The following is a 21,414-nucleotide window of genomic DNA, read 5'->3' as shown; positions in this document are numbered from 1 at the left end:
ACACGCGGGAAGAGACAGCAGCGTTGCATGGAGAGGTGGAAGCGCGTCTCAAGCGTCGCGCAACTATCAGAGGTGCTCATCATTGCGCCCTCTCCCCTTGTGGGAGAGGGCATGTAGGACAGATCAGCAAGCTCGGTCGGGTGAGGGGTCTCTCTCCGCCGGCTTCCTTCGCCGAGAGAGACCCCTCACCCGACGGAGTGCGCCGATGCGCCAGCGATGCCCTCTCCCACAAGGGGAGAGGGCGCTGCATCGGGCAGCGCGGACGAACTAATAGCTTACTGTCCCTAGGGTGGGCAAAGCGACGCCATCAGGCGTTGCGTGCCCACCGTTGGTAGCTGTGGTGTCGGTGACAAATGGTGGGCACGCTTCGCTTTGCCCACCCTACGTCGACAACTACGCCTTGGCCTTCTTCGGCTCGGTGAAGAACGCCAGCACGATGGTCAGCAGCATGAACCCGACCGAGGCGCCGAACACCCAGCGGGGTGCGTTCATGTCCATGATCCAGCCGAACAGCAGCGGGCTGACGACGCCGGCGAAGTTGAAGCCGGTGGAGACGATGCCGAAGGCGCGGCCGGCGGCGCCCGGAGGGGCGGCGTTGCGCACCAGCATGTCGCGCGACGGCGCGATCACGCCGCTCATGAAGCCGGCGACCAGCATAATCGCCGTGAGCAGCACGGTTGGCAGGTTGATGAAAGTGATCATCAGCACCAGCACGGCGTTGATCGCATAGGCGACGGCCGCGACCAGGTTGTGATGCCTGATGCGGTCGGCGAGCTGGCCGCCGGCGAGCACGCCGACGGCGCTGGCGCCGAGGAATGCGGTCAGCGCGATATTGGCGGTCGAGAACGAGATGCCGTAGCCGTTCATGAACGCGACCACGCCGAAGCTGGCGATGCCGGCGTTGGACAGGCTGAGCAGCATGAAGAACACGGTCAGCAGCATCAGCATCGGCGTCAGCAGGCTGGGCTGCTTCGCCTTGCTGCCGTCGGCAGCGGTGTGGTGCGGATGCGGCGGCACCTCGGGCACGTTGCCGACGAGCAGCAGCAGCGCCGCGAGCGGTCCGACCAAGCCGGCCGCGATCAGCGCGCCGGAGCCGCCGACGGTGGTGACCAGCGCCGCCATCACGGCGGGCGCGACCGCGCCGCCGAGATAGCCAGCGAAGGTGTGCACGCCGAAGGCGCGGCCCATCCGCTTCTCGTCCATGTGGGCCGACAGCAGGGCATAGTCCGAGGGATGGTAGACCGCGTTGGCGAGGCCGAGCAGCACCGCCGAGACGACGAGGCTCGTGTAGGTCAGGTAGAACCCGAGCAGCGCCAGCGACAGGCCGCCGAGCGTGAGGCCGAGCAGCAGGATGCGGCGGGCGCCGGCGCGGTCGACGAGATAGCCGACCGGGGCCTGGGTCAGCGCCGAGACCACGGCGAACACGGTGAGCGGGAAGCCGAGCTCGACATAGCCGACGCCGAGCTTCTCCTTGAGGTACGGAAACAGCATCGGCAGCACCAGCATGTGCAGGTGGCTGACCCAATGCGCCAGCGAGATCAGCGCCAGCGTGCGCAGCGGGGAGGCGGCCCGGACCGGAGCACGGACATGTTGCGGTGCGGCGAGAACGTCAGCCATGGTCGATCCGTGTGGCTCCGGTCGTCAGCGATGGAAAAGAGGACGCGTTGCCGGCAAACCGCCGATGCTGCCTAAACAGAGGCGCGCGACACAACGCCACACTATCGGATTGCGGTTCATTGTCCATGAACGCCCGCGCATGGCACCTGCGCGGGATGGCCGGCGGCCGAGGGGCGGCAAGTCACCCGCCGCCGTTCCGGGGTTGTGGGCAGGAAGGCACGGTGTGTCCCCACCACAGGTGTCGTCCCCGCGAACGCGGGGACCCATAACCACCGGCGGATGTTTGTTGCGCGAGTCGTGCAACACGCAGCCTGCCTCAAGACGGATCACGCGGTATGGGTCCCGGGTCGGCGCCCGCTGACGCTTCGCGTCAACGGTCTTTCCCGGGACGACAGCGAGTGTGGGGCGCGGTCGAAGGCTGCCGAAAGGTGGGAGAGGAGAGCGAGAGCGTAACTCCCTACGGCACCACCGGTCCGCCGGCCTTCTTCCACGCGTCCAGTCCGCCCTCGATATGTGCCGTATTCGCAAGCCCTGCCGCTTGCGCGGTCTGCACGGCCATCGCCGAGCGCTCGCCATAGGCGCAGAAGAACACGATGCGGCGGCCGGTGGCGGCGGCAACCTCGCGCAGCATGCCGCCGGGCTTGAGATTGTCGGCGATCGCAGGATAGGGCGCGTGCAGCGCGCCGGACAGCGTGCCGTGCTTGGCGCGCTCGGCGGCCTCGCGCAGATCGACCAGCAGCACGTCGGGACGTCCCAGGCATTCGATCGCCTCACGTGCCGACAGCGACAGGCCCTGCTTCGCCAGTTCCTCCTGATGCAGCCCGACGCGCATGTTGGCGGGCACCGCGACATCCATCATCTTCGGATTCGGCAGCTTCAGATTCGCCATCAGCGCGACGTAGTCGTCGACCGACTTGACCTGCAGGCGCGGATTGTAGCGGCGCTCCTCGCCGATGGTGGAGACGGTGTCGCCCTTGTAGTCGTGCGCGGGATAGACCAGCGTGTCGTCGGGCAGCCGCAGCAGCCTGTTGAAGATGGAGTCGTACTGCTGCCGCGCATCGCCGTTCTGGAAATCGGTGCGGCCGGTGCCGCGGATCAGCAGCGTGTCGCCGGTGAAGACGCGGTCGCCCATCGAGAAACTATAGGAATCGTCGGTGTGCCCGGGCGTGTACATCACGTCCAGGCTGATGCCCTCGATGGCGATCCGGTCGCCCTCGCTGACGCGCATCGCCACGACATCGGCCTTGGTCTGCTCGCCCATGATGGTGACGCAATGGGTGCGGTCGCGCAAAGCGCCGAGGCCGGTGACGTGATCCGCATGCAGGTGGGTGTCGACGGCCTTCACCAGGCGCAAATCGAGCTCACGCAACAGCTGGCAGTAGCGGTCGACCTTCTCCAGCACGGGATCGATGATGACAGCCTCGCCGCCGGTGCGGCTGGCAAGGATGTAGCTGTAGGTGCCGGAGACGCTGTCGAACAATTGGCGGAAGATCATCGGCGCCTCCTTTCGATCAGGATCGTCGTGGCATTAGCACGATCGGCCCGATGTCACCAATGCGGCGGACGCTCGGCAGGCCGGATTGCACCGCGCCATCCGCGGTCACGATTGCGATGCAAATCCGGGATTGCCGTCGACGCCCGAGAGCGTGACCTTGTTGGTTCCGACCAGCACCAGCTGACCGTCGCGCAGGTGGTTGGCGACCACGTCCCACACCGGCTTGCCGTCCTGCGCGTTCATCGAGGCCCAGCCGGCGACCTTGTAGCTCTTGCGCGCGTCGAGCGGGCGGCCATCGTCGCGCGTGAGATCGGAGATGCGGCGGCCGATCGGCTCGGCGGGCGCGCAGCGGTAGGACAGCCCGCCGGTGCGCACCATGTCGCCGCCCTGCTGCAGATAGGGATCGGCGTTGAACAGATTGTCGCAGACGTCCTCGAGCACGTCTTTGATCTCTGCGCCGGTCATCCGCTGCACATAGGTCTCGGGATAGGTGATGGCGGTCTGCGCCAGCACGTCCTCCAGCAGGATGGACTGGTTGGCGAGCAAGGTCGGACCCCAGCGGAATCCGGGCGACAGCGCAATCTCGGCGTCGAGCTCGCGGCGCAGCGCCGCGCAGATCAGGTCGTCGGTCGCGCCCTCGAAATTGCCGCGCCGGTACAGCAGCCGGTCCGATGTCGCGAGCTTCTCGCTCCAGGCCGCGACCTGCGGCTGCTGCGTCTGGTCGATCAGCGCCTGCATCGCGGGATCGGGCTTCAGCAGCTCCGAGTAGATGGGCAGCAGCCGGTAGCGTGCATCGGCGACGCGGCCCTTGCCGACATCGAGATCGAGCACGGCGAGAAATTTGCCGTTCGAGCCGGCATTGGTGACGAGCGTCGCGCCCTTGGCGTTGCTGACCGCGACCGGCTGCGGAACCGCGTCATGGGTATGGCCGCCGAGGATGACGTCGATGCCAGTGACGCGGCTCGCGAGCTTGAGGTCGACATCCATGCCATTATGCGACAGCAGGATCACGGCATCGACCTTGTCGGCGCCGCGCAAGGCATCGACCAGCTTCTGCAGTTCCTCCTCGCGGATACCGAACGTCCAGTCAGGCGTGAAACGGCGCGGATGCGCGATCGGCACGTAGGGAAAAGCCTGGCCGATCACGGCAATGCGGGCGCCGCCGATCTCCTTGATGGTGGCCGGCTTGAACACGCGCCCCGATCCGGGATCGAATGCCTTGGCGTCGTTGAACGCGGCCTCCTCGGTCAGGAACACATTCTGCGCCAGGAACTCGCCCTTGAAGCGGGCGAGGTTGGCGCGCAGCGCCTCCTCGCCATAGGTGAACTCCCAATGCCCGGTCATCGCGTCGATGCCGAGCAGATTGGCCGCGCTCACCATGTCGGCGCCGCGCATCGCATTGGCGAGCCCGGTGCCCTGCCAGAGGTCGCCGCTATCGAGCAGCACCGAGCGATGGTCGCCGGCATCGGCGCGCAGCTTGTCGACCAGCGTCTTCAGATGCGCGAAGCCGCCCATCCGTCCGAAGCGAACGGCGTACTTCTCGAACTCGAACGAGGTGAAGGCATAAGCCTCGGCGCTGTCGGGCCGGATGCCGTAGCGGTCGAGGAAGGCGCGCTCGACCAGATGCGGCGGCCGTCCCCACATCTCGCCGATGCCGAGATTGACGCTGGGCTCGCGGAACAACAGCGGCCGCAGCTGCGCATGCGTGTCCGTGATGTGCAGGATGCGCGCGTTGCCGAATTTCTCGATGTCGTACAGGCTGACGGTGTCGGCGGCGGTCGCGCTGCGCAGCAGCGCCGGCGCGGCGATGGCCGCGACAGCCGATACTTTCAGAAAATCCCGGCGCCGCATCGTCATGGCCAGCGTTCTAGATCATGATGCGATTCCATGGAATCGCATCATGATCCATCCCTTTGTGTGAGCATGATCTTCGCGCAAACGCCTTCGGCGGTTGTCGCCGGGTTGCCACGTCTCCGGATCATGCTCTAGCGGATCTCCATGTCCTTCCAGCGCTGCTTCTCGCTGGTGGCCTGGGCGATCGAGGCCTTGGCGAGCGCCTCGGCCTCCTGCGCCGATTTCAGCGCAGAATCGAAATTGCCGGAATCCGCTGCCTTCTTCGCAGCGGTGAGTGCGGCCTGGGTCACGGTCCATTGGTTGCGCAGACGTCCGGCTTCCTTGTTGGCGCTCTCGGCCGCCGCGACCGCCGAGAGATAGTCGGCCTCCGACGCGGCCCGCGCGGAGCCGGCGCCGACCGCGGATACCATCATGGCGAACACGATCTTTTTCATGACGCCTGCTGTCGTGACATTTTTCATGGCCGCGCTCCCGGTCCTGAAACCGGCAGGCCGTTCGACACGTAGGACAGATAATATTCGAGGTTGCGGTATTCGTCCGACTGCGGCTCCAGCGGCACGGCGCGCGTCTGGCTGTTGCAGGTGACGAAGCGCCGGCTGATCGTGCCCATGCCGCTCCATTCCGAGCGGTAGATCGGCATCGCGTTGAGGATGCCGAGCGCCGGCGCCAGGATCTCGGCGCGGATGCGCTCGCCCGGGCTCTGCACGTGGCAGCTCGCGCAGGAGAAGTTCAGCTGGCCGCGGCGGGTGTAGAAATACTCCTTGCCCTTCTCGAACGCCTCGAGCGCCCGCGGGTCATCGGGGATCTTGATGTCGAAGCGCTTGCCGCGCGAGGTGAACGCCATGTAGGCGGTCAGCGAGGCCATCTCGTCCTTGACGTAGGAGTAGGGCTGCTCGCCATTGGCCTCGCGGCAGCGGTTCAGCGCCAGCTCCAGCGTGATGACCTTGCCTTCCTTGTCGTCGAAATAGGGATAGTTCTGGCGGATGCCGATGCCGCCGTTCGGGAAGCAGTCGGCATAGGTCTTGCCGTTCTTGAACGGCTTGGCGAACATCTCCTTGCCGGCGTCGAGCGCGAACTCGTAAGGAGGGAACTCCTCTTTCTCTTCCCATTGCTTGCGCATGTCGGCGTTCATCGAATACGGCCCGTTGACGAAATCATCGAACGCCACCTTCGGGAACTTCTTGACGAAGTAATCCTGGAACGCCTTGGCGTCGGCGGCCGGGTTCGGCTTGTCCGCGGCCGCGGCGCCGCAGGCGCCGAGAGCGAGCGCGGCCGCGACAGTCAGCGCGAGGCACGGCGCCCTCATTGGATCGTCGCCGTCAGGCTGTCGGTCGCGCCCTTGCTGTCGACCCAGCTCACCTTGAGCTCGTCGCCCTTGGCCGCGCCCTTGAAGGCGAACTTGACATAGGGGTCCTTCGAGACCGCGGTGCCCCAATCGGCCAGGAACACCGTCTTGTCCTTGTGCACGAAGGTGACCTGCTGGATGTAGTGCGCCGGGATCAGCTCTCCCTTGGCGTCCTTGACCAGGCCCGTATCCATCGGGTGCTGGATCAGGGTCTGGACCTCGGCGATGTCGCCGTTCAGGACGGCGCGGACGCGGATGCTCGATGCCATGATGATCTCCTGACCTTAGCCGCCGCAGCCGCCGACGGTGACCTTGACCTCCTTGGTCGCGCTGTAGAGCTTGCCGCCGGATTCGACGAGCGCGATCACGTTGGAGGTCTTGGCCATCTTGAGCCGGTTCGCCACCGCGGGCACGGTGCCGTCGGGGATGTGGTACGACGCCGCCAGCGCGAACGGATTCTCGCTGACGATGAAAGCGATCGAGGTGACGTTCGGCAGCGTGGTCGTCACCGCGATCGGCACCACGCCGCCGTTCTCGGCGATCTCCGGCGCGTCGAGCTTGATCTTGTCGGACGCTTCGTGGTCGCGGCCGTACAGCGCCTTGACCGCGTCGCCCGCGTTCTTCTGCTTGAAGGCGTCTTCCGGATATTTGTTATCGTTGGTCGCCGCGAAGGCGGGCGCGGCGTGCAGCACGGCGTTGCCGAGGCCGATCAGCGCGACGAGGCCGGCGCCCTTCAGGAACAGGCGGCGGTGGGCCAACGGGCCGAACGAGGCAGTCATGGCGGTCTCCAAACGGAATCAGAGGGTCTGCAGGAAATCGACGATGGCGCTGATTTCCTGCTCGGTCAGGATGCGGTTGCGGCCGAACGGCGGCATCACCGTCAGCGGATTGCGCCTGGTCTCGTCGTTGAGAATGGCGATCAGCTCGGCACGGTCGTATCTCGCCTTGAGGTTCTCCAGCTTCGGGCCGATCGAGCCCGGCAGGTCGCCGCCCTTGATCTCGTGGCAGGTCAGGCAGTTGCCCTTGCCGCGGTCGAAGGCGAGCTTCTGGCCGTCGACGGCACCGGACTGGGCGTGAGCGGCCATGGACATGGCGAGCGAGAGCCCCATCGCCAGGGCGGTACGCAGGACAGGTGTGATCAAGGTGGAATTCCGACGTCTCGGTGATCTCGGTAATATAGGAGCTGCAAAGCATAAAGACCATCGGCTGACAATGCAGCTATGGTGGCCGCCGCAACGCGGTTAACGAAGGCCGTTCATCTGGCGCCGGGAGAGTGGGCATGGCGGAGTATGTCGTGGAGTTCGGCCGGGACGGCCGGCCGGTGGAACCGGACGGACGGCTCGACGCGGCCGCGTTCCACCGCAACCACCAGCCGATCTGGGCGGTGCTGGGCCGGCTGCTGGCTGGCAAGACCGGCGACGTGCTGGAGGCGGGCAGCGGCACCGGCCAGCATGTCGTGCATTTCGCCTCCCAGCGCCCGGACCTGACGTGGTGGCCGAGCGATCTCAACGCCAACCACCTCGCCAGCATCGCGGCGTGGCGCCGGCATGCCGGGCGGTCCAACATCCGCGACGCCCAGCGCATCGACTTGTCGGATCCCGGCTGGCCGGCGGCGTTCCGCGCCGCGGGCGGGCCTTCGCAGCTCGCCGCGATCTTCTGCGCCAACGTGATTCACATCGCGCCGTGGGCGGTGGCGGAGGGATTGTTCGCCGGTGCCGGGCAGGCGCTGTCGGCGGACGGCGTGCTGGTGCTCTACGGCCCGTTCAAGCGTGACGGCAAGCACACCGCGGTCAGCAATGCCGTGTTCGACACCTCCCTGCGCGAGCGCGATCCGGACTGGGGCGTGCGCGACATCACCGATCTCGACGCGCTCGCCGCGCGCAACGGGCTCGTCTTGCGCGAGACGGTGGAGATGCCGGCCAACAACATGATCCTGGTGTTCGGTCGGACGTCGTGAGTTGTCGACGGCGCTGCTCCGAATTCCGCCGTCGTCCCGGCGAACGCCGGGACCCATAGCCACAGGGTCCAGTTGTGACGCGAGATCGGCGTGACATCTGCCCTCGCGACAAACTCCTGCCGCGGAGAATGGGTCCCGGCGTTCGCCGGGACGACAGCGGTGGGTGGGGCCGGCAGCACGGTAACGGAGCGTAGGCGCTACGCCATCTCCAAGCCGACATGCCGCGCGAGAAACCGCGTGCCCAGCGTGATGAAGCTGGCGCGCTCGCGGTTGTCGGTGCCATAGCCATGGCCGCCGGCGGCGGGTTCGTAGAACCACGCGTCGTAGCCCATGGCCTGCAGCTTGGCGGTCATCTTGCGGGCGTGGCCGGGATGGACGCGGTCGTCGCGCCGCGTGGTCGCGATCAGGATCGGCGGATAGGGCTGCCCGGGCGTGGCGGTGTGATAGGCCGAATAGGTCTGCAGCCAGCTCCAATCCGCGTCCTGGTCGGGATCGCCATATTCGGCGATCCAGCTCGCGCCGGCGAGCAGCTTGGTATAGCGGCGCATGTCGATCAGCGGGATGGTGCAGAACAAGGCGCCGAAGCGCTCGGGGTAGCGCACCAGCATGTTGGTGATCAGGATGCCGCCATTGGAGCCGCCTTGCGCCGCGATGCGCTTCGGCACCGTGACGCCGCGGCGGACGAGATCGGCGGCGACGGCGGCGAAATCATCATGCGCGAGCCGCTTGCCGGCATAGCGGCCGGCGTCGTGCCAGGCGGTGCCGAATTCGCCGCCGCCGCGGATGTTGGCCTCCACCAGCGTGCCGCCGCGCTCCAGCCACAGCTTGCCCAGCGCCGCATTGTAGGCCGGACGCAGCGTGTGACCGAAGCCGCCATAAGCGCTCATGTGCACCGGCGCGTCGCCGGTCAGGTCGGCCGGCCCGGTCTGGGTGTAGGGAATACGCTCGCCATCCACCGAGATCGCCTCGTGCCGTGTGACGACGTGGCCCTCGGCGGCGAAGGTGCGAGGCGCCTGCTTCAGGATCACGGGTGCAGCGAAGCCCTCGATCAGTTGCAGCGACGGCGGCGTCAGCGGATCCTGGACATTGGCGAGCAGGTCGCCGTTGCTTTCCGCTTCGTCGGTGTCCAGGCGCCAGACGTCCACGGTCGCGATCTCCGGCAGGCCGGGCAGCCGCTCACAGCTCCACGCCTCCCGTGACGGCGTCCACACCTCGAACCTGGCCCTGAGTTCGTCGAGGATCGACAGCACCAGCCGGCCGCCGGCCCAGGACAGGCCCTGCAGCGCGCGTCGCGGCGCGGGCTCGAACACGCGGGTGAAATCGCGGCGCCCGGCAAGGAATGCCGACAGCCGGAGACCGAGCACCACGTCCGCAGGATGGGTGACCTCGCCGAGGCTCCAGGGCTGGCGCAGCTTGATGGCCATCCAGTCGCCATGCGCCGACATCCAGCAGTCGGTCGGCAGATCGAGCCTGGTCCGCGCGCCGCTGCCGTCGCCGAGCCAGAGATGCTGGTTGAAGAAGTCGATGCCCTCGGCGAACCACACCCGTGCCGGCGCGACGCTGCGATCGACGCCGACATGCACCCATGTCGACTGGCTGCCTTCGGCGCTGAAGATCACCTCCGCCTGCTCGACCGGCTGGCCGCGCCGCCAGCGCCGCACCGTCCGAGCGTAGCCGGACGGCGTCGCCATGCCCGGGCCGAACGCGCTCGCCAGCAGCAGCGTGTCGGCATCGAGCCAGGCGGCGCTGCCCTTGGCCTCCGAGAGCGTGAAGCCGCCCGTGACAAAGCGCTTCGCCGCGAGGTCGAACTCGCGCAGCACCACGGCGTCGCTGCCGCCGCGTGACAGGCTCAGGATGGCGTGCTCATGGGCCGGCGGCAGGCTCGAGACTCCGTTCAGTGCCCAGTCCTCGCCTTCGTCGGCGGCGAGTCGGTCGATGTCGAGCAGGTCCTCCCATTGCGGTTGCGCCTTGCGGAACTCCGTCAGCGTCGTACGCCGCCACAAGCCGCGCGGATGCGCCGCATCCTTCCATTGATTGTACAGCAGCCCGCCGCGTCGGCTCACAAACGGGATGTTGTCGGGCCGGTCCAGAATGGCAGCTAGTGCGTCGCGGTCGCGTGCGAAGGCCGCATCGCCGAACGCGGCGAGCGTGCGCTGGTTCTGCGCCGCGACGAAGGCGAGCGCGCGCTCGCCGTCGATCTCCTCGAGCCACAGATACGGATCGTCATCGGGCGCCGCGATGGTCGGACGATCGTCGATTGACATGGCTCAAGCTCCGCGGGCGCCGTTGACGCGAGAATACCGTCGGCTTGATTAGCCGGGCGGGTCGGGAGTGTCGAATCACGCTCGGTGGCGCGGCCGCTGCCGCATGGCTTGTCTCCGTTCGCGCCCGTTGCCTCGGGCGCGTGCTTCCCCCAATAGTGCGGCTGAACCAGCAAGGCGAAGCGTGCGCGCCACGCCCCCGGATACCTGAGATGATCGATCTGACCGTGAGCGAAGACACTTCCGATGATGCCCGCGCTCGCCGCAACGTGGCGCGGCTCGCGGCCGCCCAGGCGCTGACCGGCGCCAACTCGGCCGTGATCTTCGCGACCGGCGCGATCGTCGGCGTCACCATTGCCCCGAACATCGGGCTCGCGACGGTGCCGATCTCGATGTACGTCGTCGGCCTCGCCGCCGGCACCCTGCCGACCGGCGCGATCTCGCGGCGCTATGGCCGCCGGGCGGCCTTCCTCATCGGTACCGGCTGCGGTGCCGTCACCGGCGTGCTCGGCTGCCTCGCGATTCTGCGCGGCTCGTTCGCACTGTTCTGCCTGGCGACGTTCCTCGGCGGCCTCTACGGCGCGGTCGCGCAATCCTATCGCTTCGCCGCTGCCGACGGCGCCAGCGCCGCGTTCCGGCCCAAGGCGGTGTCGTGGGTGATGGCAGGCGGCATCTTCGCCGGTCTGCTCGGTCCACAGCTCGTGCAATGGACCATGGACGTCTGGCAGCCCTATCTGTTCGCGTTCAGCTATCTGATCCAGGCGGCGGTCGCGCTGGTCGCGATGGGGATCGTGGCCGGCGTCGATCTGCCGAAGCCTGAAGCTGCCGATCTGCATGGCGGCCGGCCGCTGTCCGAGATCGTGCGCCAGCCGCGCTTCATCGCAGCCGCGCTGTGCGGCACCATCGCCTATCCGGTGATGAACCTGGTGATGACGTCGGCGCCGCTGGCGATGCAGATGTGCGGGCTGACGGTGTCGGATTCCAATTTCGGCCTGCAATGGCACATCGTCGCGATGTACGGCCCGAGCTTCTTCACGGGATCGCTGATCGCGCGCTTCGGTGCGCCGGCCATCGTCGCGCTGGGCCTGGGGCTCGAAGCGGTCGCGGCCGTCATCGGCCTGTCCGGCCTGACCGCGATGCACTTCTGGGCCACACTGGTCATGCTCGGCGTCGGCTGGAATTTCGGCTTCGTCGGCGCCTCCGCACTGGTGCTGGAGACGCATACGTCCGCCGAGCGCAACAAGGTGCAGGCGTTCAACGATTTCCTGATCTTCGGCCTGATGGCGCTGGGCTCGTTCTCCTCGGGCCAGCTGCTCGCCCATTTCGGCTGGTCGGCGGTGAACCTCGTGGTGTTCCCGCCGGTGCTGCTGGGCCTGTGCGTGCTCGCGCTGGTGTGGTCGTCGAAGCGCCGCGAGGCGGCGGCGGGCTGAGGTAGAGCGCTTAGAGGCAAGCTCGCGCGGCACGCACGGTGCGCCCCCCTCCCCGCAAGGGGGAGGGGAGCGTACCGGTTTCGTGACGACGGGCTCGCTTTAGTCAGCCGGCCTCACTTCAACTCCGAAACCTCGCCCTCCGGCAAATCGAACTCGAACGCGTTCAGCGTCATCGAGACCATTGTGTAGTAGCCGCAGAGGCCGATGATCTCGACGACGCCGCGCTCGCCGAGCGTTGCGATCGCATCCTTGTAGAGCGCATCCGTCAGCCCATGGCCCTCATGCAGCGACTTGGCGACGTCGTAGATCACTTTCGCCTTGGGATCGGAGAACTCCGGCGTGCGGCGGTCGCGGATGGCGTCGATGATCCTGATGTCCAATCCGCCCTGAAGCGCGAGGCGCTTGTGCGCGTACCATTCGTAGTGCGCGGTCCAGTGCCGGGCCGTCACCAGGATCGCGATCTCCGACAATGCTGCGGGAAATACCGTGTCGTAGCGCAGGAAGGCGCCGAGCCGTGTTGCATGCCGCGCCATCTCGGGACTGTTGAGCCAGGCCATCATCGGCGGCGGCGGCGAGCCGCGCTTGCTGGCGATCGACTCGTCGTAGGTCTGGCGCTGGTCGGCGCTCATTTCGCCAGGCGAAAGAAGTTTCAGGCGCATGTTCGTTTCCTCGTATTTCACGCGGCGGCATCATGACCATAGAACGTCCGGCAAGGCGAGGGCGCCCGCGGCGACATCGATGTTGAATTCCGCCAAGCGCTGAGGTTAGGTCGTTGCCAACGACAGCAATCATGGAAACGCGTGAGGACCTGGCATGGCCGATCTCGACACATTCCGCCGCGAAACCAGAGCCTGGCTGGAGGCCAATTGCCCGCCGGAGATGCGCTGGCCAATGACCTCCGAGGAGGATACGTTCTGGGGCGGCCGCAACGCGAAATTCTCCTCCGAGCCGCAGCGCATCTGGTTCGAGCGCATGCGCGACAAGGGCTGGACCGTGCCGCATTGGCCGAAAGAATATGGCGGCGGCGGCCTCGACGGCGAGGAGGCCAAGATCGTGCGCCAGGAGATGGCGGCGATCGGGGCGCGCGCGCCGATCACCTCGTTCGGCATCTCGATGCTCGGGCCGGCGCTGCTGAAATACGGCACCGACGACCAGAAGCGCGAGCACCTGCCCAAGATCACCGCCGGCCTGATCCGCTGGTGCCAGGGCTATTCCGAGCCGAACGCCGGCTCCGATCTCGCCTCGTTGCAGACCCGCGCCGAGAGCGATGGTGATGACTACATCATCAACGGCCAGAAGATCTGGACCTCCTACGCCAACTACGCCGACTGGATCTTCTGCCTGGTGCGCACCGACCCCGCAGCGAAGAAGCATGACGGCATCAGCTTCATCCTGTTCGACATGACGTCGAAGGGCGTGTCGACCAAGCCGATTCTCCTGATCTCCGGCCGCTCGCCGTTCTGCGAGACCTTCTTCGACAATGTCCGCGTGCCCAAGGCCAACGTGCTCGGCACCGTCAACCGTGGTTGGGACGTTGCGAAGTACCTGCTGCAACACGAGCGCGCGATGATCTCGGGCATGGGCGAGCGCGGCGGCAGCCGGCCGCTCGGCCAGGTCGCGGCCGACTCCGTCGGCAGCGACGGGCAGGGCCGTCTCGACGACGCGCTGCTGCGGGCCGACATAGCCACCTTCGATGTCGACGAGGCGGCGCTCGCGGCGGCCGCCGAGCGCATGGTCGATCTCGCCAAGGCGGGGCAGGGCCATCCGGCGTTCTCCTCGGCGATGAAGTATTACGGTACGGAGCTCAACAAGCGCCGGTATGAGCTGTTGATGTCGGCCGGCGGCATCGACGCGCTGGAATGGGAGAGCGAGCGTTCCCATGAAGGCGCGCGTCCCCGTGCCTGGCTCCGCACCAAGGCCAACTCGATCGAAGGCGGCACCTCCGAGGTCATGCTCGGCATCGTCGCCAAGCGTATCCTCGATCTGCCGGGGGCGTAGTTCATCACTCTCTCCGTCATGGCCGGGCTTGACCCGGCCATCCACGTCTTTCCTCGTGACGTGAGACATGGATGCCCGGGTCAAGCCCGGGCATGACGAGTGGAGAGAGCCCGCATCCAACAAACAAAATTCTTGGAAACACCCCATGCCTCTCCTCCTCACCGAAGAACAATCCATGCTGCGCGACAGCGCGCGCGGGCTGATCAACGACAAGGCGCCGGTGTCGCACCTGCGCAAGCTGCGCGACGTCAGAGACGAGACCGGCTTCTCCAGGGAGCTCTGGGCCACCTTCGCCGAGATGGGCTTTGCCGGCCTGCTCGTGCCGGAAGAGCACGGCGGCTCCGGCCTCGGCGCGGTCGAAGCCGGCGTCGTGATGGAGGAGATCGGCCGCACCTTGATGCCGTCGCCGTTTTTCGCCACTGCCGTGCTGTCAGCCTCGGCGCTCACCCGCGCCGGCTCGGCCGCCCAGAAGTCGGAGTATCTGCCGAAGATCGCCAACGGCGCGCTGCTCGCCGCGCTGGCGTTGGACGAGGGTGCGAAACATCGTCCGCTGCACACAACGCTGCAGGCCGCGCGCTCCGGCAACGGCTTCAAGCTCAGCGGTGCCAAGGCGATGGTGGTCGACGGCCACGTCGCCGATCTCCTGTTGGTCGTCGGCCGCAGCGCCGGCGCGCCCGGCGAGCGCGATGGCCTCACGCTGTTCCTGGTCGATCCCAAGGCCAAGGGCGTGGTGATCGAACGCACCATCATGGTCGACGCGCACAACGCCGCGCGGGTCACGCTCGACAACGTCGAGGTGACCGCCGATCACGTGCTCGGCGAGGTCGATGGGGGCGCTGCCACGCTCAGCGCCGTGCTCGATCTCGGCCGCGGCGCGGTTGCCTCCGAGATGGTGGGACTGAGCGAGGAAGTGTTCGGCCGCACCGTTGCCTATCTCAAGGAGCGCAAGCAGTTCGGCAAGGCGATCGGCGAATTTCAGGCGCTGCAGCATCGTGCCGCGCAGCTCTACATTGAGATCGAGATCACGCGCGCCGCCGTGCTGAAGGCGCTGCAGGCGCTCGATGCCGATCCTGCCGGCGCGCCGGCGGCCGTGGCGGTCGCCAAGGCGCGCGCCGGCACGACCGCGACCCGCGCCGTCCAGGAGGGCGTGCAGATGCATGGCGGCATGGGCATGACCGACCAGTTCGACATCGGCTTCTTCATGAAGCGCGCCCGCGTCTGCGAGGAGATGTTAGGCGACGCCAACTACCACGCGGCGCAATTGGCGCAGCTGAGGGGGTATTGAATAAGGCTGCGCTCGCGAGACATCACTCTCTCCACAGGTACGGCCCAACTCGTGCCACACCCAGCGCCGTCGCCCCGGCGAACGCCGGGACTCATAACCACAGGATGACGTGGTGACCCGCGCTGGCAGCTTCAGCCTTCGCCAAATCCCGGACGGTGGCTATGGGTCCCGGCTCAAGGCCGGGACGACACCGATGTTGTTGGGACGATATCGGCCCTCATCGGCCATTTGCGTCCCCGCGATCTTCAACGTCGCAATCTCAGAGATCACTGACAAAGAGCGCGCCATCACCGATGGCGCGCCCTCGTCGCATCAATGATGCATCGCCGACTTCGCCGGTGGCAGCAGCACCTTGTCGATGACGTGGATGACGCCGTTCGAGGCCATGACGTCGGCCTGCACCACATGCGCGTCGTTGACCTGCACGCCGAAGAAGGTGCCGTCGACATCGACCTTCTGGCCCTGCGCGGTCTTCACGCTGAGCTTCTTGCCGGCGACGTCGCCGGCCTTCACCGCGCCGGGAATCACGTGGTACTTGAGGATCGCGGCGAGCTTGGCCTTGTTCTTCGGCTTGAGCAGATCCTCGACGGTGCCCGGCGGCAGCGCGGCGAACGCCGCGTCAGTCGGGGCGAACACGGTGAACGGGCCCTTGCTCTTCAGCACCGGCACGACGCCTGCGGCCTTGGCGGCCGCCACCAGCGTCTTGAACTGGCCTGCACCGACGGCAGTGTCGACGATATCGGCCGCACGAGCGGCGGTGGCGGACATGGAGAGCGCGCCCAGCATCAACGCGCCGGCCACGAACGAACGGATTCCCAGCGTCATTCGAATTTTTCCCTGTGAACTGAACTAATGAGTTGGTTGATGCGCAAAAGGGATTTGCGGCCCCTGTTCGCCCTGTCCTCCAGGTCGCATCACCCCGACCGGATTGGTCAGGCTCGTTACGATCGCTGCGTTCGGATGGATTTGAGGATGAGTTCACGAACTCGTGAGCCGCCTCTGAGGCCTGCAGGGCAGTGCGTCCGAGAGCCATGAATCCGCGGGACTAATTGCTTTGTAGGAGCATCCGCATTGCCCGTCGTGCCATTTTGTCGCAGCCCGACGGGCGTTGTGTCGTCGGGCAAATCAGCCGCACATTTACCGCCGTCACGGCCCGCAAGAGGGACGCTTCGCGATCGTTACGAAACGTGGGCCGGCGACGCGATGGACGCATCGGATCGCAGCGCGCGAGATCGCGCCGACGAACGATGACGATGCGGACGTAAAAGCGCGTGGTCCTGGCGCCCCGATGCTGGCGTCAAGTCGATGGGAGTGATCCCGAACGACGACGGTGGCTAACAGGCCGGACACCGGGGAGAGCGCGCCATAAGCGTTAACACCATCGCGCAGGGAAGGCCGGGTTGTCCCGGCTGAACCTGTGGTTCTGCCGCCTGCATTTTTTTCGCAGGCGGACCGCAGGTGCCAGTCGGCACCTGGCCTTCCCTGCGCCCTCGATTTACGGAGGGTGGAGATTTGGCAAAGCTCGGGCGCGAGAGGCGTCGCGAGAAGGTTACGTCATGCTCCGTCATTGCGAGCGAAGCGAAGCAATCCGGAGTCTCTCTGACAATCCTGGATCGCTTCGTCGCGTTGCTCCTCGCGATGACGGCGAGGGGGGCGGAAACCCCTACCTGATCGGCGGTGCGTACTGGACGCCGCCGGCGTTCCAGAGCTGGTTCATGCCGCGCGGGATCTTCAGCTTGGACTCGCTGCCGACATTGCGCTCATAGACCTCGCCGTAATTGCCGACGTGACGGATCACGCGCGCCGCCCAATCCTTCGTCAGCCCGAGGTCCTCGCCGTAGCTGCCCTCGTTGCCGACCAGCCGCATCACGTCCGGCTTCTTCGACTTCAGCGCCTCGTCGATGTTCTTGGAGGTGACGCCGAGCTCCTCGGCATTGATCATCGCGTACAGCGTCCACTTGACGATCATCATCCAGTCGTCGTCGCGCTGGCGCACCACGGGCGCGAGCGGCTCCTTGGAGATCAGGTCGGGCAGGATGTCGTGATCGGCGGGCTTCGACAGCGTCAGTCGCAGCGCGTAGAGCTGCGAGACGTCGGCGGTGAAGGTGTCGCACTTGCCGCTGTCATACGCCTTGATGACGTCGTCGAGCTTCGAAAACTTCACCTCCTCATACTTCATGTTGTTGGTGCGGAAATAGTCGCCGAGGTTGAGCGCGTTGGTGGTGGAATCCTGCACGCAGACCTTGCTGCCGTTGAGGTCGAGCGCCGTCTCCAGCTTGCGCGACCGCGGCACCATGAAGCCCTGGCCGTCGTAATAGGCGACCGCGGGGAAATACAGGTCGTAGTTCTGCTCGCGCGCCATCGACCAGGTGGTGTTGCGCGAGAGGATGTCGACCTTGCGGCTCTGCAGCTCCTTGAAGCGCTCACTGGCGTCGAGCGGCACGAACTTCGCCTTCTTCGGATCGTCGAAGATCGCGGCGGCCACGGCGCGGCAGAAGTCGACGTCGAAGCCGCTCCAATTGCCCTTGTCATCGGGAATCGAGAAGCCGGGCAGGCCGGCATTGACGCCGCACAGCACCTCGCCGCGGCGGATGGTCCGCTTCAGCGTGCGGGTGTCGTACATCTCATAGGTGACGGCGAGCGCCGCGACGAGGACGGCGACGGCGAGCCCGATCAGCAGGCCGCCTCGGAAAGTGCGCATGGTCAATCTCTTTCAAAAAATGTCAGGACGAAGCGATGGCTGAATGTCGGGCGGCGGGCGCCGCCGTCACAGTTCCGGCTTCTGCCGCACCACGACCTTGGTGCCGACCGGCACGCGGTCGAACAGGTCGGCGACATCGGCATTCACCAGGCGGAAGCAGCCCGAGGAAATCTTGCTGCCGATCGTCCAGGGCTGGTTGGTGCCGTGGATGCGGTATACGGTGGTGCCCAGATACATCGCGCGCGCGCCCAAGGGGTTGCCGGGGCCGCCGGCCATGAAGCGCGGCAGATAGGGCTGGCGCTGGATCATCTCCGGCGGCGGCGTCCAATCCGGCCACTCGGCCTTCTTGGTGATCGACAGCAGCCCCTGCCACTGGAAGCCGTCACGGCCGACGCCGATGCCGTAGCGGATGGCACGTCCGCCCGGCTGCACGAGATAGAGGTGGCGTTCGGCGGTGGACACGATGATGGTGCCCGGCGGCTCGGTGGTGCGGAAATAGACCACCTGCTTGCGCCATTCGGGATCGAGCTCGTAGCCGTCATCGGCGACGAGGCCGGGCTGATCGCCGGGGTCCTCGGACTGGGCAAAACTATGCGATGTGGACAGTGCCAGCGCAATGATGGCGCTGGCCGCACACAGCAGGCGACGGAAACTCGGCATTCAAAGCTCTCCTCGACGGACCCCTGCGAAGCTTGCCCGATCAAATCCACCCGCCAAATTTCAGGAGCATATTCGCAGCAAAGTCAAGGTGAGCGCAGGGCGCACCCGCTGTCATCCGAGCTTCATCCAGAGCCGCAGCAGGAAGGCCACCGCGCCGACGGTCGCCACGCCGGCGAGCCACAGCGCAACGAACCAGGCGAGGCGCTTCGCGAGTGGGGCAGGCTGCTCGGAGGGCATCAATGATAGCCGCTGTCGTGCCCGACCTTGCCGCGAAACACCCAATAGGCCCAGCCGGTGTAGGCGAGGATCAGCGGCACCAGCACCAGCACGCCCGGCAGCATGATCAATTGGCTGCGTTCGGGTGCTGCCGCCTGCCAGATCGTGATGCTCTGCGGCACGACGTAGGGATACATGCTGATGCCGAGGCCGGCGTAGGACAGCAAGAACAGCGCGAGCGCGAGAAAGAACGGCCAGCCATCGCGCTTCTGGGCGAGGTTCTTCATCATCAGCACGGTGACGCCAATGACGGCGAGCGGCACCGGCGCGGTGAGAATGATCGCCGGCCACCTGAACCAGCGGTCCGAATATTGAATGGTGAGCAGCGGCGTCCACAGGCTGACGGCGGCAATGGCGAGCAGCATCGCGAACAGCAGGACCCAGCTGATGCGGTAGGCCTTGTCGCGCAGGTCGCCCTCGGTCTTGAGGATCAGCCAGGTGGCGCCGAGCAGCGCATAGCCGATCACGAGCGAGACGCCGGTGAGCAGGCTGAACGGCGTCAGCCAGTCCCACCAGCCGCCGGCATAGTTACGCCCCTCGACATGCACGCCCTGCAGGATGGCGCCGAGCGCGATGCCCTGCGCCAGCGTCGCGACCCAGGAGCCGCCGGCAAAGGCGATGTCCCACAGATTGCGCTGGGCGCGGGTGCGCCAGCGGAATTCGAAGGCGACGCCGCGGAAGATCAGGCCGACCAGCATCGCGATCAGCGGCGCATACAGCGCGGGCATCAGGATCGCATAAGCGAGCGGGAACGCGGCCATCAGGCCACCGCCGCCGAGCACCAGCCAGGTCTCGTTGCCGTCCCACACCGGCGCCACGGTGTTGGTGATGACGTCGCGGTCCTGCCTGCCGGGAAACAGCGGGAACAGGATGCCCAAGCCGAGATCGAAGCCGTCCATCACGACGTAGATGAACACGGCGAGCGCGATGATGAACGCCCAGAGGGTGGCGAGATCGACGGTGACGCTCATGATCCGACGGCTCCCTGCACGACACCGGCGGCCGGCGTGATGCCGGCGGTGCGGACCGGCTGCTCGCTGCTCGGGCCCGGCTCGCCGGGATGCGGCGGCTCAGCCATCAGGCGCAGGATGTACATCACGCCGGCGGCAAAGATGATGAAATACACGACGATGAAGGCGAGCAGCGACGTGCCGACGGCCGGGGCGGCGAGCGGCGACACGGAATCCGCGGTGCGCAGCAGCCCGTACACCGTGAACGGCTGGCGGCCGGTCTCGGTGGTGATCCAGCCGGCCATGACGGCGATGAACCCCGCCGGTCCCATCGCAATCGCGAAGCGGTGCAGGCCGCGGTTGATGTACAGCCGGCCGCGCCAGCGCTCCCACAGGCTGAACCCGCCGAGCGCCAACATCAGCAGGCCCAGGCCGACCATGATGCGGAACGACCAGAACGTGATCGGCACCGGCGGCCAGTCCTGCCGCGGCACGGTGTCGAGCCCGGCCATCGGAGCGTCGATCTGGTGCTTGAGGATCAGCGAGCCGAACTTGGGGATGCCGAGCGCCCATTTCAGCTCGCCCTTGGCCTGGTCGGGCCAGCCGAACAGGTACAGCGGCGCGCCGTCCTTGTGGCTCTCGAAATGGCCTTCCATGGCCATGATCTTCACCGGCTGGTGCTCGAGCGTGTTGAGCCCATGCTGATCGCCGACCAGGATCTGCAGCGGCGCCACCAGGGCGGCCATCCACATCGCCATCGAGAACATCACGCGCGGGCCCGGCAGGTGCGGATTGCGCAGCAGATGCCAGGCGCCGACGGCGCCGACCACGAGCGAGGTGGTCAGATAGGCCGCGAGCACCATGTGCACGAGGCGATAGGGGAAGGACGGGTTGAAGATGACTGCGAGCCAGTCGACCGAGACGAACTGGCCGTCGGCGTTGACGGCATAGCCGGCCGGCGTCTGCATCCAGGAGTTGGCCGAGAGGATCCAGAATGCCGAGATCAGCGTGCCCACTGCGACCATCAGGGTGGCGAGGAAATGCAGCTTCGGGCCGACGCGCTTCAGGCCGAACAGCATGACGCCGAGGAAGCCGGCCTCGAGGAAGAAGGCGGTCAGCACCTCATAGGCCATCAGCGGGCCGATCACCGGGCCGACCTTGTCGGAATACACCGACCAGTTGGTGCCGAACTGGTAGGACATCACGATGCCGGAGACGACACCCATGGCAAACGCGATGGCGAAGATCTTGAGCCAGTAATTGAAGACGTTGAGATAGACGTCGCGTCCGGTCCACAGCCACAGCGCCTCGAGCACGGCGAGGTAGGACGCGAGCCCGATCGAGAAGGCGGGGAAGATGATGTGGAAGGTGACCGTGAAGGCGAACTGCGCGCGCGCCAGCTCAACCGCATCCAAACCGAACATCAGCACCGTCCGTCATTGCCACGGGGCTTGTAGCATCGCCCCATGACGGAAGATTGCACCGGCAACGCACGATATCAAATGGTCAAATCGCCCTATTGGCGGCGTGAGCGATCCCAAACGACGAAGACCCGGCAGGGGCATCCGCCGGGTCTTCGGAGCAA

At 66.5% G+C, this 21,414-nt stretch carries 20 protein-coding genes; 4 read left to right on the top strand and 16 right to left on the bottom strand.

Translation table 11 applies throughout. The annotated features are described in order from the left end of the window. Window positions 1–393: 393 nt before the first annotated feature. The 8 genes from ACQR1H_RS25520 to soxX form a co-directional block, all read right to left on the bottom strand. A complete protein-coding gene (locus tag ACQR1H_RS25520; protein WP_316239651.1) occupies window positions 394–1,617 on the bottom strand; it encodes an MFS transporter in 1,224 nt (407 codons plus the stop codon). A gap of 457 nt (window positions 1,618–2,074) precedes the next feature. Continuing rightward, window positions 2,075–3,112, bottom strand: a complete 1,038-nt coding sequence (locus ACQR1H_RS25515) for an MBL fold metallo-hydrolase (RefSeq protein WP_316179393.1) — start codon at window positions 3,110–3,112, stop codon at window positions 2,075–2,077. 105 nt (window positions 3,113–3,217) lie between these two features. Next, window positions 3,218–4,969, bottom strand: coding sequence for a thiosulfohydrolase SoxB (gene soxB / locus ACQR1H_RS25510; protein ID WP_434908374.1), 1,752 nt, complete (start codon window positions 4,967–4,969; stop codon window positions 3,218–3,220). A gap of 128 nt (window positions 4,970–5,097) precedes the next feature. Further along, window positions 5,098–5,400, bottom strand: a complete 303-nt coding sequence (locus ACQR1H_RS25505; protein WP_434908440.1) for a hypothetical protein — start codon at window positions 5,398–5,400, stop codon at window positions 5,098–5,100. 23 nt (window positions 5,401–5,423) lie between these two features. Then, window positions 5,424–6,272, bottom strand: coding sequence for a sulfur oxidation c-type cytochrome SoxA (gene soxA, locus ACQR1H_RS25500; protein ID WP_316179398.1), 849 nt, complete (start codon window positions 6,270–6,272; stop codon window positions 5,424–5,426). Next, window positions 6,269–6,580 (bottom strand): thiosulfate oxidation carrier complex protein SoxZ, encoded by a 312-nt coding sequence (gene soxZ / locus ACQR1H_RS25495; RefSeq protein ID WP_315801650.1) that lies wholly within the window; start codon window positions 6,578–6,580, stop codon window positions 6,269–6,271. Before soxZ ends, soxA begins: the two co-directional genes overlap by 4 nt. Before the next feature lie 15 nt (window positions 6,581–6,595). Beyond that, window positions 6,596–7,090 carry a thiosulfate oxidation carrier protein SoxY gene (gene soxY, locus ACQR1H_RS25490; RefSeq protein WP_316179399.1) on the bottom strand — a complete coding sequence of 165 codons (495 nt, stop codon included), beginning with the start codon at window positions 7,088–7,090 and terminating at the stop codon, window positions 6,596–6,598. Between the two features lie 18 nt (window positions 7,091–7,108). Beyond that, window positions 7,109–7,402 carry a sulfur oxidation c-type cytochrome SoxX gene (soxX, locus tag ACQR1H_RS25485; protein ID WP_315717170.1) on the bottom strand — a complete coding sequence of 98 codons (294 nt, stop codon included), beginning with the start codon at window positions 7,400–7,402 and terminating at the stop codon, window positions 7,109–7,111. A gap of 188 nt (window positions 7,403–7,590) precedes the next feature. Here soxX and ACQR1H_RS25480 point away from each other — a divergent pair, with 188 nt between their 5' ends. Continuing rightward, a complete protein-coding gene (locus ACQR1H_RS25480) occupies window positions 7,591–8,268 on the top strand; it encodes a DUF938 domain-containing protein (protein WP_434847317.1) in 678 nt (225 codons plus the stop codon). A gap of 197 nt (window positions 8,269–8,465) precedes the next feature. Here ACQR1H_RS25480 and ACQR1H_RS25475 read toward each other — a convergent pair whose 3' ends face one another. Further along, window positions 8,466–10,532: a prolyl oligopeptidase family serine peptidase gene (locus ACQR1H_RS25475; RefSeq protein WP_434908373.1), complete on the bottom strand. Its 2,067-nt coding sequence runs from the start codon at window positions 10,530–10,532 to the stop codon at window positions 8,466–8,468. A 209-nt stretch (window positions 10,533–10,741) separates the two neighbouring features. Here ACQR1H_RS25475 and ACQR1H_RS25470 point away from each other — a divergent pair, with 209 nt between their 5' ends. Next, a complete protein-coding gene (locus ACQR1H_RS25470; RefSeq protein WP_315801646.1) occupies window positions 10,742–11,959 on the top strand; it encodes an MFS transporter in 1,218 nt (405 codons plus the stop codon). Window positions 11,960–12,072: 113 nt separating this feature from the next. On the opposite strand, the gene ACQR1H_RS25465 is transcribed toward ACQR1H_RS25470, so the two are convergent. Continuing rightward, window positions 12,073–12,618 (bottom strand): carboxymuconolactone decarboxylase family protein, encoded by a 546-nt coding sequence (locus ACQR1H_RS25465; protein WP_434908372.1) that lies wholly within the window; start codon window positions 12,616–12,618, stop codon window positions 12,073–12,075. A gap of 154 nt (window positions 12,619–12,772) precedes the next feature. Here ACQR1H_RS25465 and ACQR1H_RS25460 point away from each other — a divergent pair, with 154 nt between their 5' ends. Both ACQR1H_RS25460 and ACQR1H_RS25455 read left to right on the top strand, forming a co-directional pair. Continuing rightward, the gene (locus tag ACQR1H_RS25460) at window positions 12,773–13,957 is read left to right on the top strand and encodes an acyl-CoA dehydrogenase family protein (RefSeq protein ID WP_434908371.1); all 1,185 of its coding nucleotides are present in this window, start codon (window positions 12,773–12,775) and stop codon (window positions 13,955–13,957) included. A 145-nt stretch (window positions 13,958–14,102) separates the two neighbouring features. Next, window positions 14,103–15,242: an acyl-CoA dehydrogenase family protein gene (locus ACQR1H_RS25455; protein ID WP_316237372.1), complete on the top strand. Its 1,140-nt coding sequence runs from the start codon at window positions 14,103–14,105 to the stop codon at window positions 15,240–15,242. A 312-nt stretch (window positions 15,243–15,554) separates the two neighbouring features. Here ACQR1H_RS25455 and ACQR1H_RS25450 read toward each other — a convergent pair whose 3' ends face one another. The 6 genes from ACQR1H_RS25450 to ACQR1H_RS25425 form a co-directional block, all read right to left on the bottom strand. Next, window positions 15,555–16,010, bottom strand: coding sequence for a fasciclin domain-containing protein (locus ACQR1H_RS25450; protein ID WP_316218747.1), 456 nt, complete (start codon window positions 16,008–16,010; stop codon window positions 15,555–15,557). 895 nt (window positions 16,011–16,905) lie between these two features. Beyond that, a complete protein-coding gene (locus tag ACQR1H_RS25445) occupies window positions 16,906–17,943 on the bottom strand; it encodes an amino acid ABC transporter substrate-binding protein (RefSeq protein WP_315801642.1) in 1,038 nt (345 codons plus the stop codon). 66 nt (window positions 17,944–18,009) lie between these two features. Beyond that, complete coding sequence (locus tag ACQR1H_RS25440; protein ID WP_315717095.1) at window positions 18,010–18,603, bottom strand: L,D-transpeptidase; 594 nt, start codon at window positions 18,601–18,603, stop codon at window positions 18,010–18,012. 111 nt (window positions 18,604–18,714) lie between these two features. Then, a complete protein-coding gene (locus ACQR1H_RS25435) occupies window positions 18,715–18,840 on the bottom strand; it encodes a DUF2474 family protein (RefSeq protein ID WP_315801641.1) in 126 nt (41 codons plus the stop codon). Continuing rightward, the gene (cydB, locus tag ACQR1H_RS25430; protein ID WP_315801640.1) at window positions 18,840–19,850 is read right to left on the bottom strand and encodes a cytochrome d ubiquinol oxidase subunit II; all 1,011 of its coding nucleotides are present in this window, start codon (window positions 19,848–19,850) and stop codon (window positions 18,840–18,842) included. The genes ACQR1H_RS25435 and cydB overlap by 1 nt, the downstream gene beginning before the upstream one ends. After that, complete coding sequence (locus ACQR1H_RS25425; RefSeq protein ID WP_315801639.1) at window positions 19,847–21,253, bottom strand: cytochrome ubiquinol oxidase subunit I; 1,407 nt, start codon at window positions 21,251–21,253, stop codon at window positions 19,847–19,849. The genes cydB and ACQR1H_RS25425 overlap by 4 nt, the downstream gene beginning before the upstream one ends. Window positions 21,254–21,414: the final 161 nt, after the last annotated feature.

This window comes from Bradyrhizobium sp. HKCCYLRH2015 (genome assembly GCF_051168215.1).
GTDB lineage: Bacteria > Pseudomonadota > Alphaproteobacteria > Rhizobiales > Xanthobacteraceae > Bradyrhizobium.
This window is presented reverse-complemented; position numbering and strand designations above follow the sequence as displayed.

What these genes read in the sequence shown, in the direction of transcription:
- ACQR1H_RS25520 (WP_316239651.1), bottom strand. Translation starts at nt 1,617, where the DNA reads ATGGCTGACGTTCTCGCCGCACCGCAACATGTCCGTGCTCCGGTCCGG.
- ACQR1H_RS25515 (WP_316179393.1), bottom strand. Translation starts at nt 3,112, where the DNA reads ATGATCTTCCGCCAATTGTTCGACAGCGTCTCCGGCACCTACAGCTAC.
- soxB (WP_434908374.1), bottom strand. Translation starts at nt 4,969, where the DNA reads ATGACGATGCGGCGCCGGGATTTTCTGAAAGTATCGGCTGTCGCGGCC.
- ACQR1H_RS25505 (WP_434908440.1), bottom strand. Translation starts at nt 5,400, where the DNA reads ATGAAAAAGATCGTGTTCGCCATGATGGTATCCGCGGTCGGCGCCGGC.
- soxA (WP_316179398.1), bottom strand. Translation starts at nt 6,272, where the DNA reads ATGAGGGCGCCGTGCCTCGCGCTGACTGTCGCGGCCGCGCTCGCTCTC.
- soxZ (WP_315801650.1), bottom strand. Translation starts at nt 6,580, where the DNA reads ATGGCATCGAGCATCCGCGTCCGCGCCGTCCTGAACGGCGACATCGCC.
- soxY (WP_316179399.1), bottom strand. Translation starts at nt 7,090, where the DNA reads ATGACTGCCTCGTTCGGCCCGTTGGCCCACCGCCGCCTGTTCCTGAAG.
- soxX (WP_315717170.1), bottom strand. Translation starts at nt 7,402, where the DNA reads ATGTCCATGGCCGCTCACGCCCAGTCCGGTGCCGTCGACGGCCAGAAG.
- ACQR1H_RS25480 (WP_434847317.1), top strand. Translation starts at nt 7,591, where the DNA reads ATGGCGGAGTATGTCGTGGAGTTCGGCCGGGACGGCCGGCCGGTGGAA.
- ACQR1H_RS25475 (WP_434908373.1), bottom strand. Translation starts at nt 10,532, where the DNA reads ATGTCAATCGACGATCGTCCGACCATCGCGGCGCCCGATGACGATCCG.
- ACQR1H_RS25470 (WP_315801646.1), top strand. Translation starts at nt 10,742, where the DNA reads ATGATCGATCTGACCGTGAGCGAAGACACTTCCGATGATGCCCGCGCT.
- ACQR1H_RS25465 (WP_434908372.1), bottom strand. Translation starts at nt 12,618, where the DNA reads ATGCGCCTGAAACTTCTTTCGCCTGGCGAAATGAGCGCCGACCAGCGC.
- ACQR1H_RS25460 (WP_434908371.1), top strand. Translation starts at nt 12,773, where the DNA reads ATGGCCGATCTCGACACATTCCGCCGCGAAACCAGAGCCTGGCTGGAG.
- ACQR1H_RS25455 (WP_316237372.1), top strand. Translation starts at nt 14,103, where the DNA reads ATGCCTCTCCTCCTCACCGAAGAACAATCCATGCTGCGCGACAGCGCG.
- ACQR1H_RS25450 (WP_316218747.1), bottom strand. Translation starts at nt 16,010, where the DNA reads ATGTCCGCCACCGCCGCTCGTGCGGCCGATATCGTCGACACTGCCGTC.
- ACQR1H_RS25445 (WP_315801642.1), bottom strand. Translation starts at nt 17,943, where the DNA reads ATGCGCACTTTCCGAGGCGGCCTGCTGATCGGGCTCGCCGTCGCCGTC.
- ACQR1H_RS25440 (WP_315717095.1), bottom strand. Translation starts at nt 18,603, where the DNA reads ATGCCGAGTTTCCGTCGCCTGCTGTGTGCGGCCAGCGCCATCATTGCG.
- ACQR1H_RS25435 (WP_315801641.1), bottom strand. Translation starts at nt 18,840, where the DNA reads ATGCCCTCCGAGCAGCCTGCCCCACTCGCGAAGCGCCTCGCCTGGTTC.
- cydB (WP_315801640.1), bottom strand. Translation starts at nt 19,850, where the DNA reads ATGAGCGTCACCGTCGATCTCGCCACCCTCTGGGCGTTCATCATCGCG.
- ACQR1H_RS25425 (WP_315801639.1), bottom strand. Translation starts at nt 21,253, where the DNA reads ATGTTCGGTTTGGATGCGGTTGAGCTGGCGCGCGCGCAGTTCGCCTTC.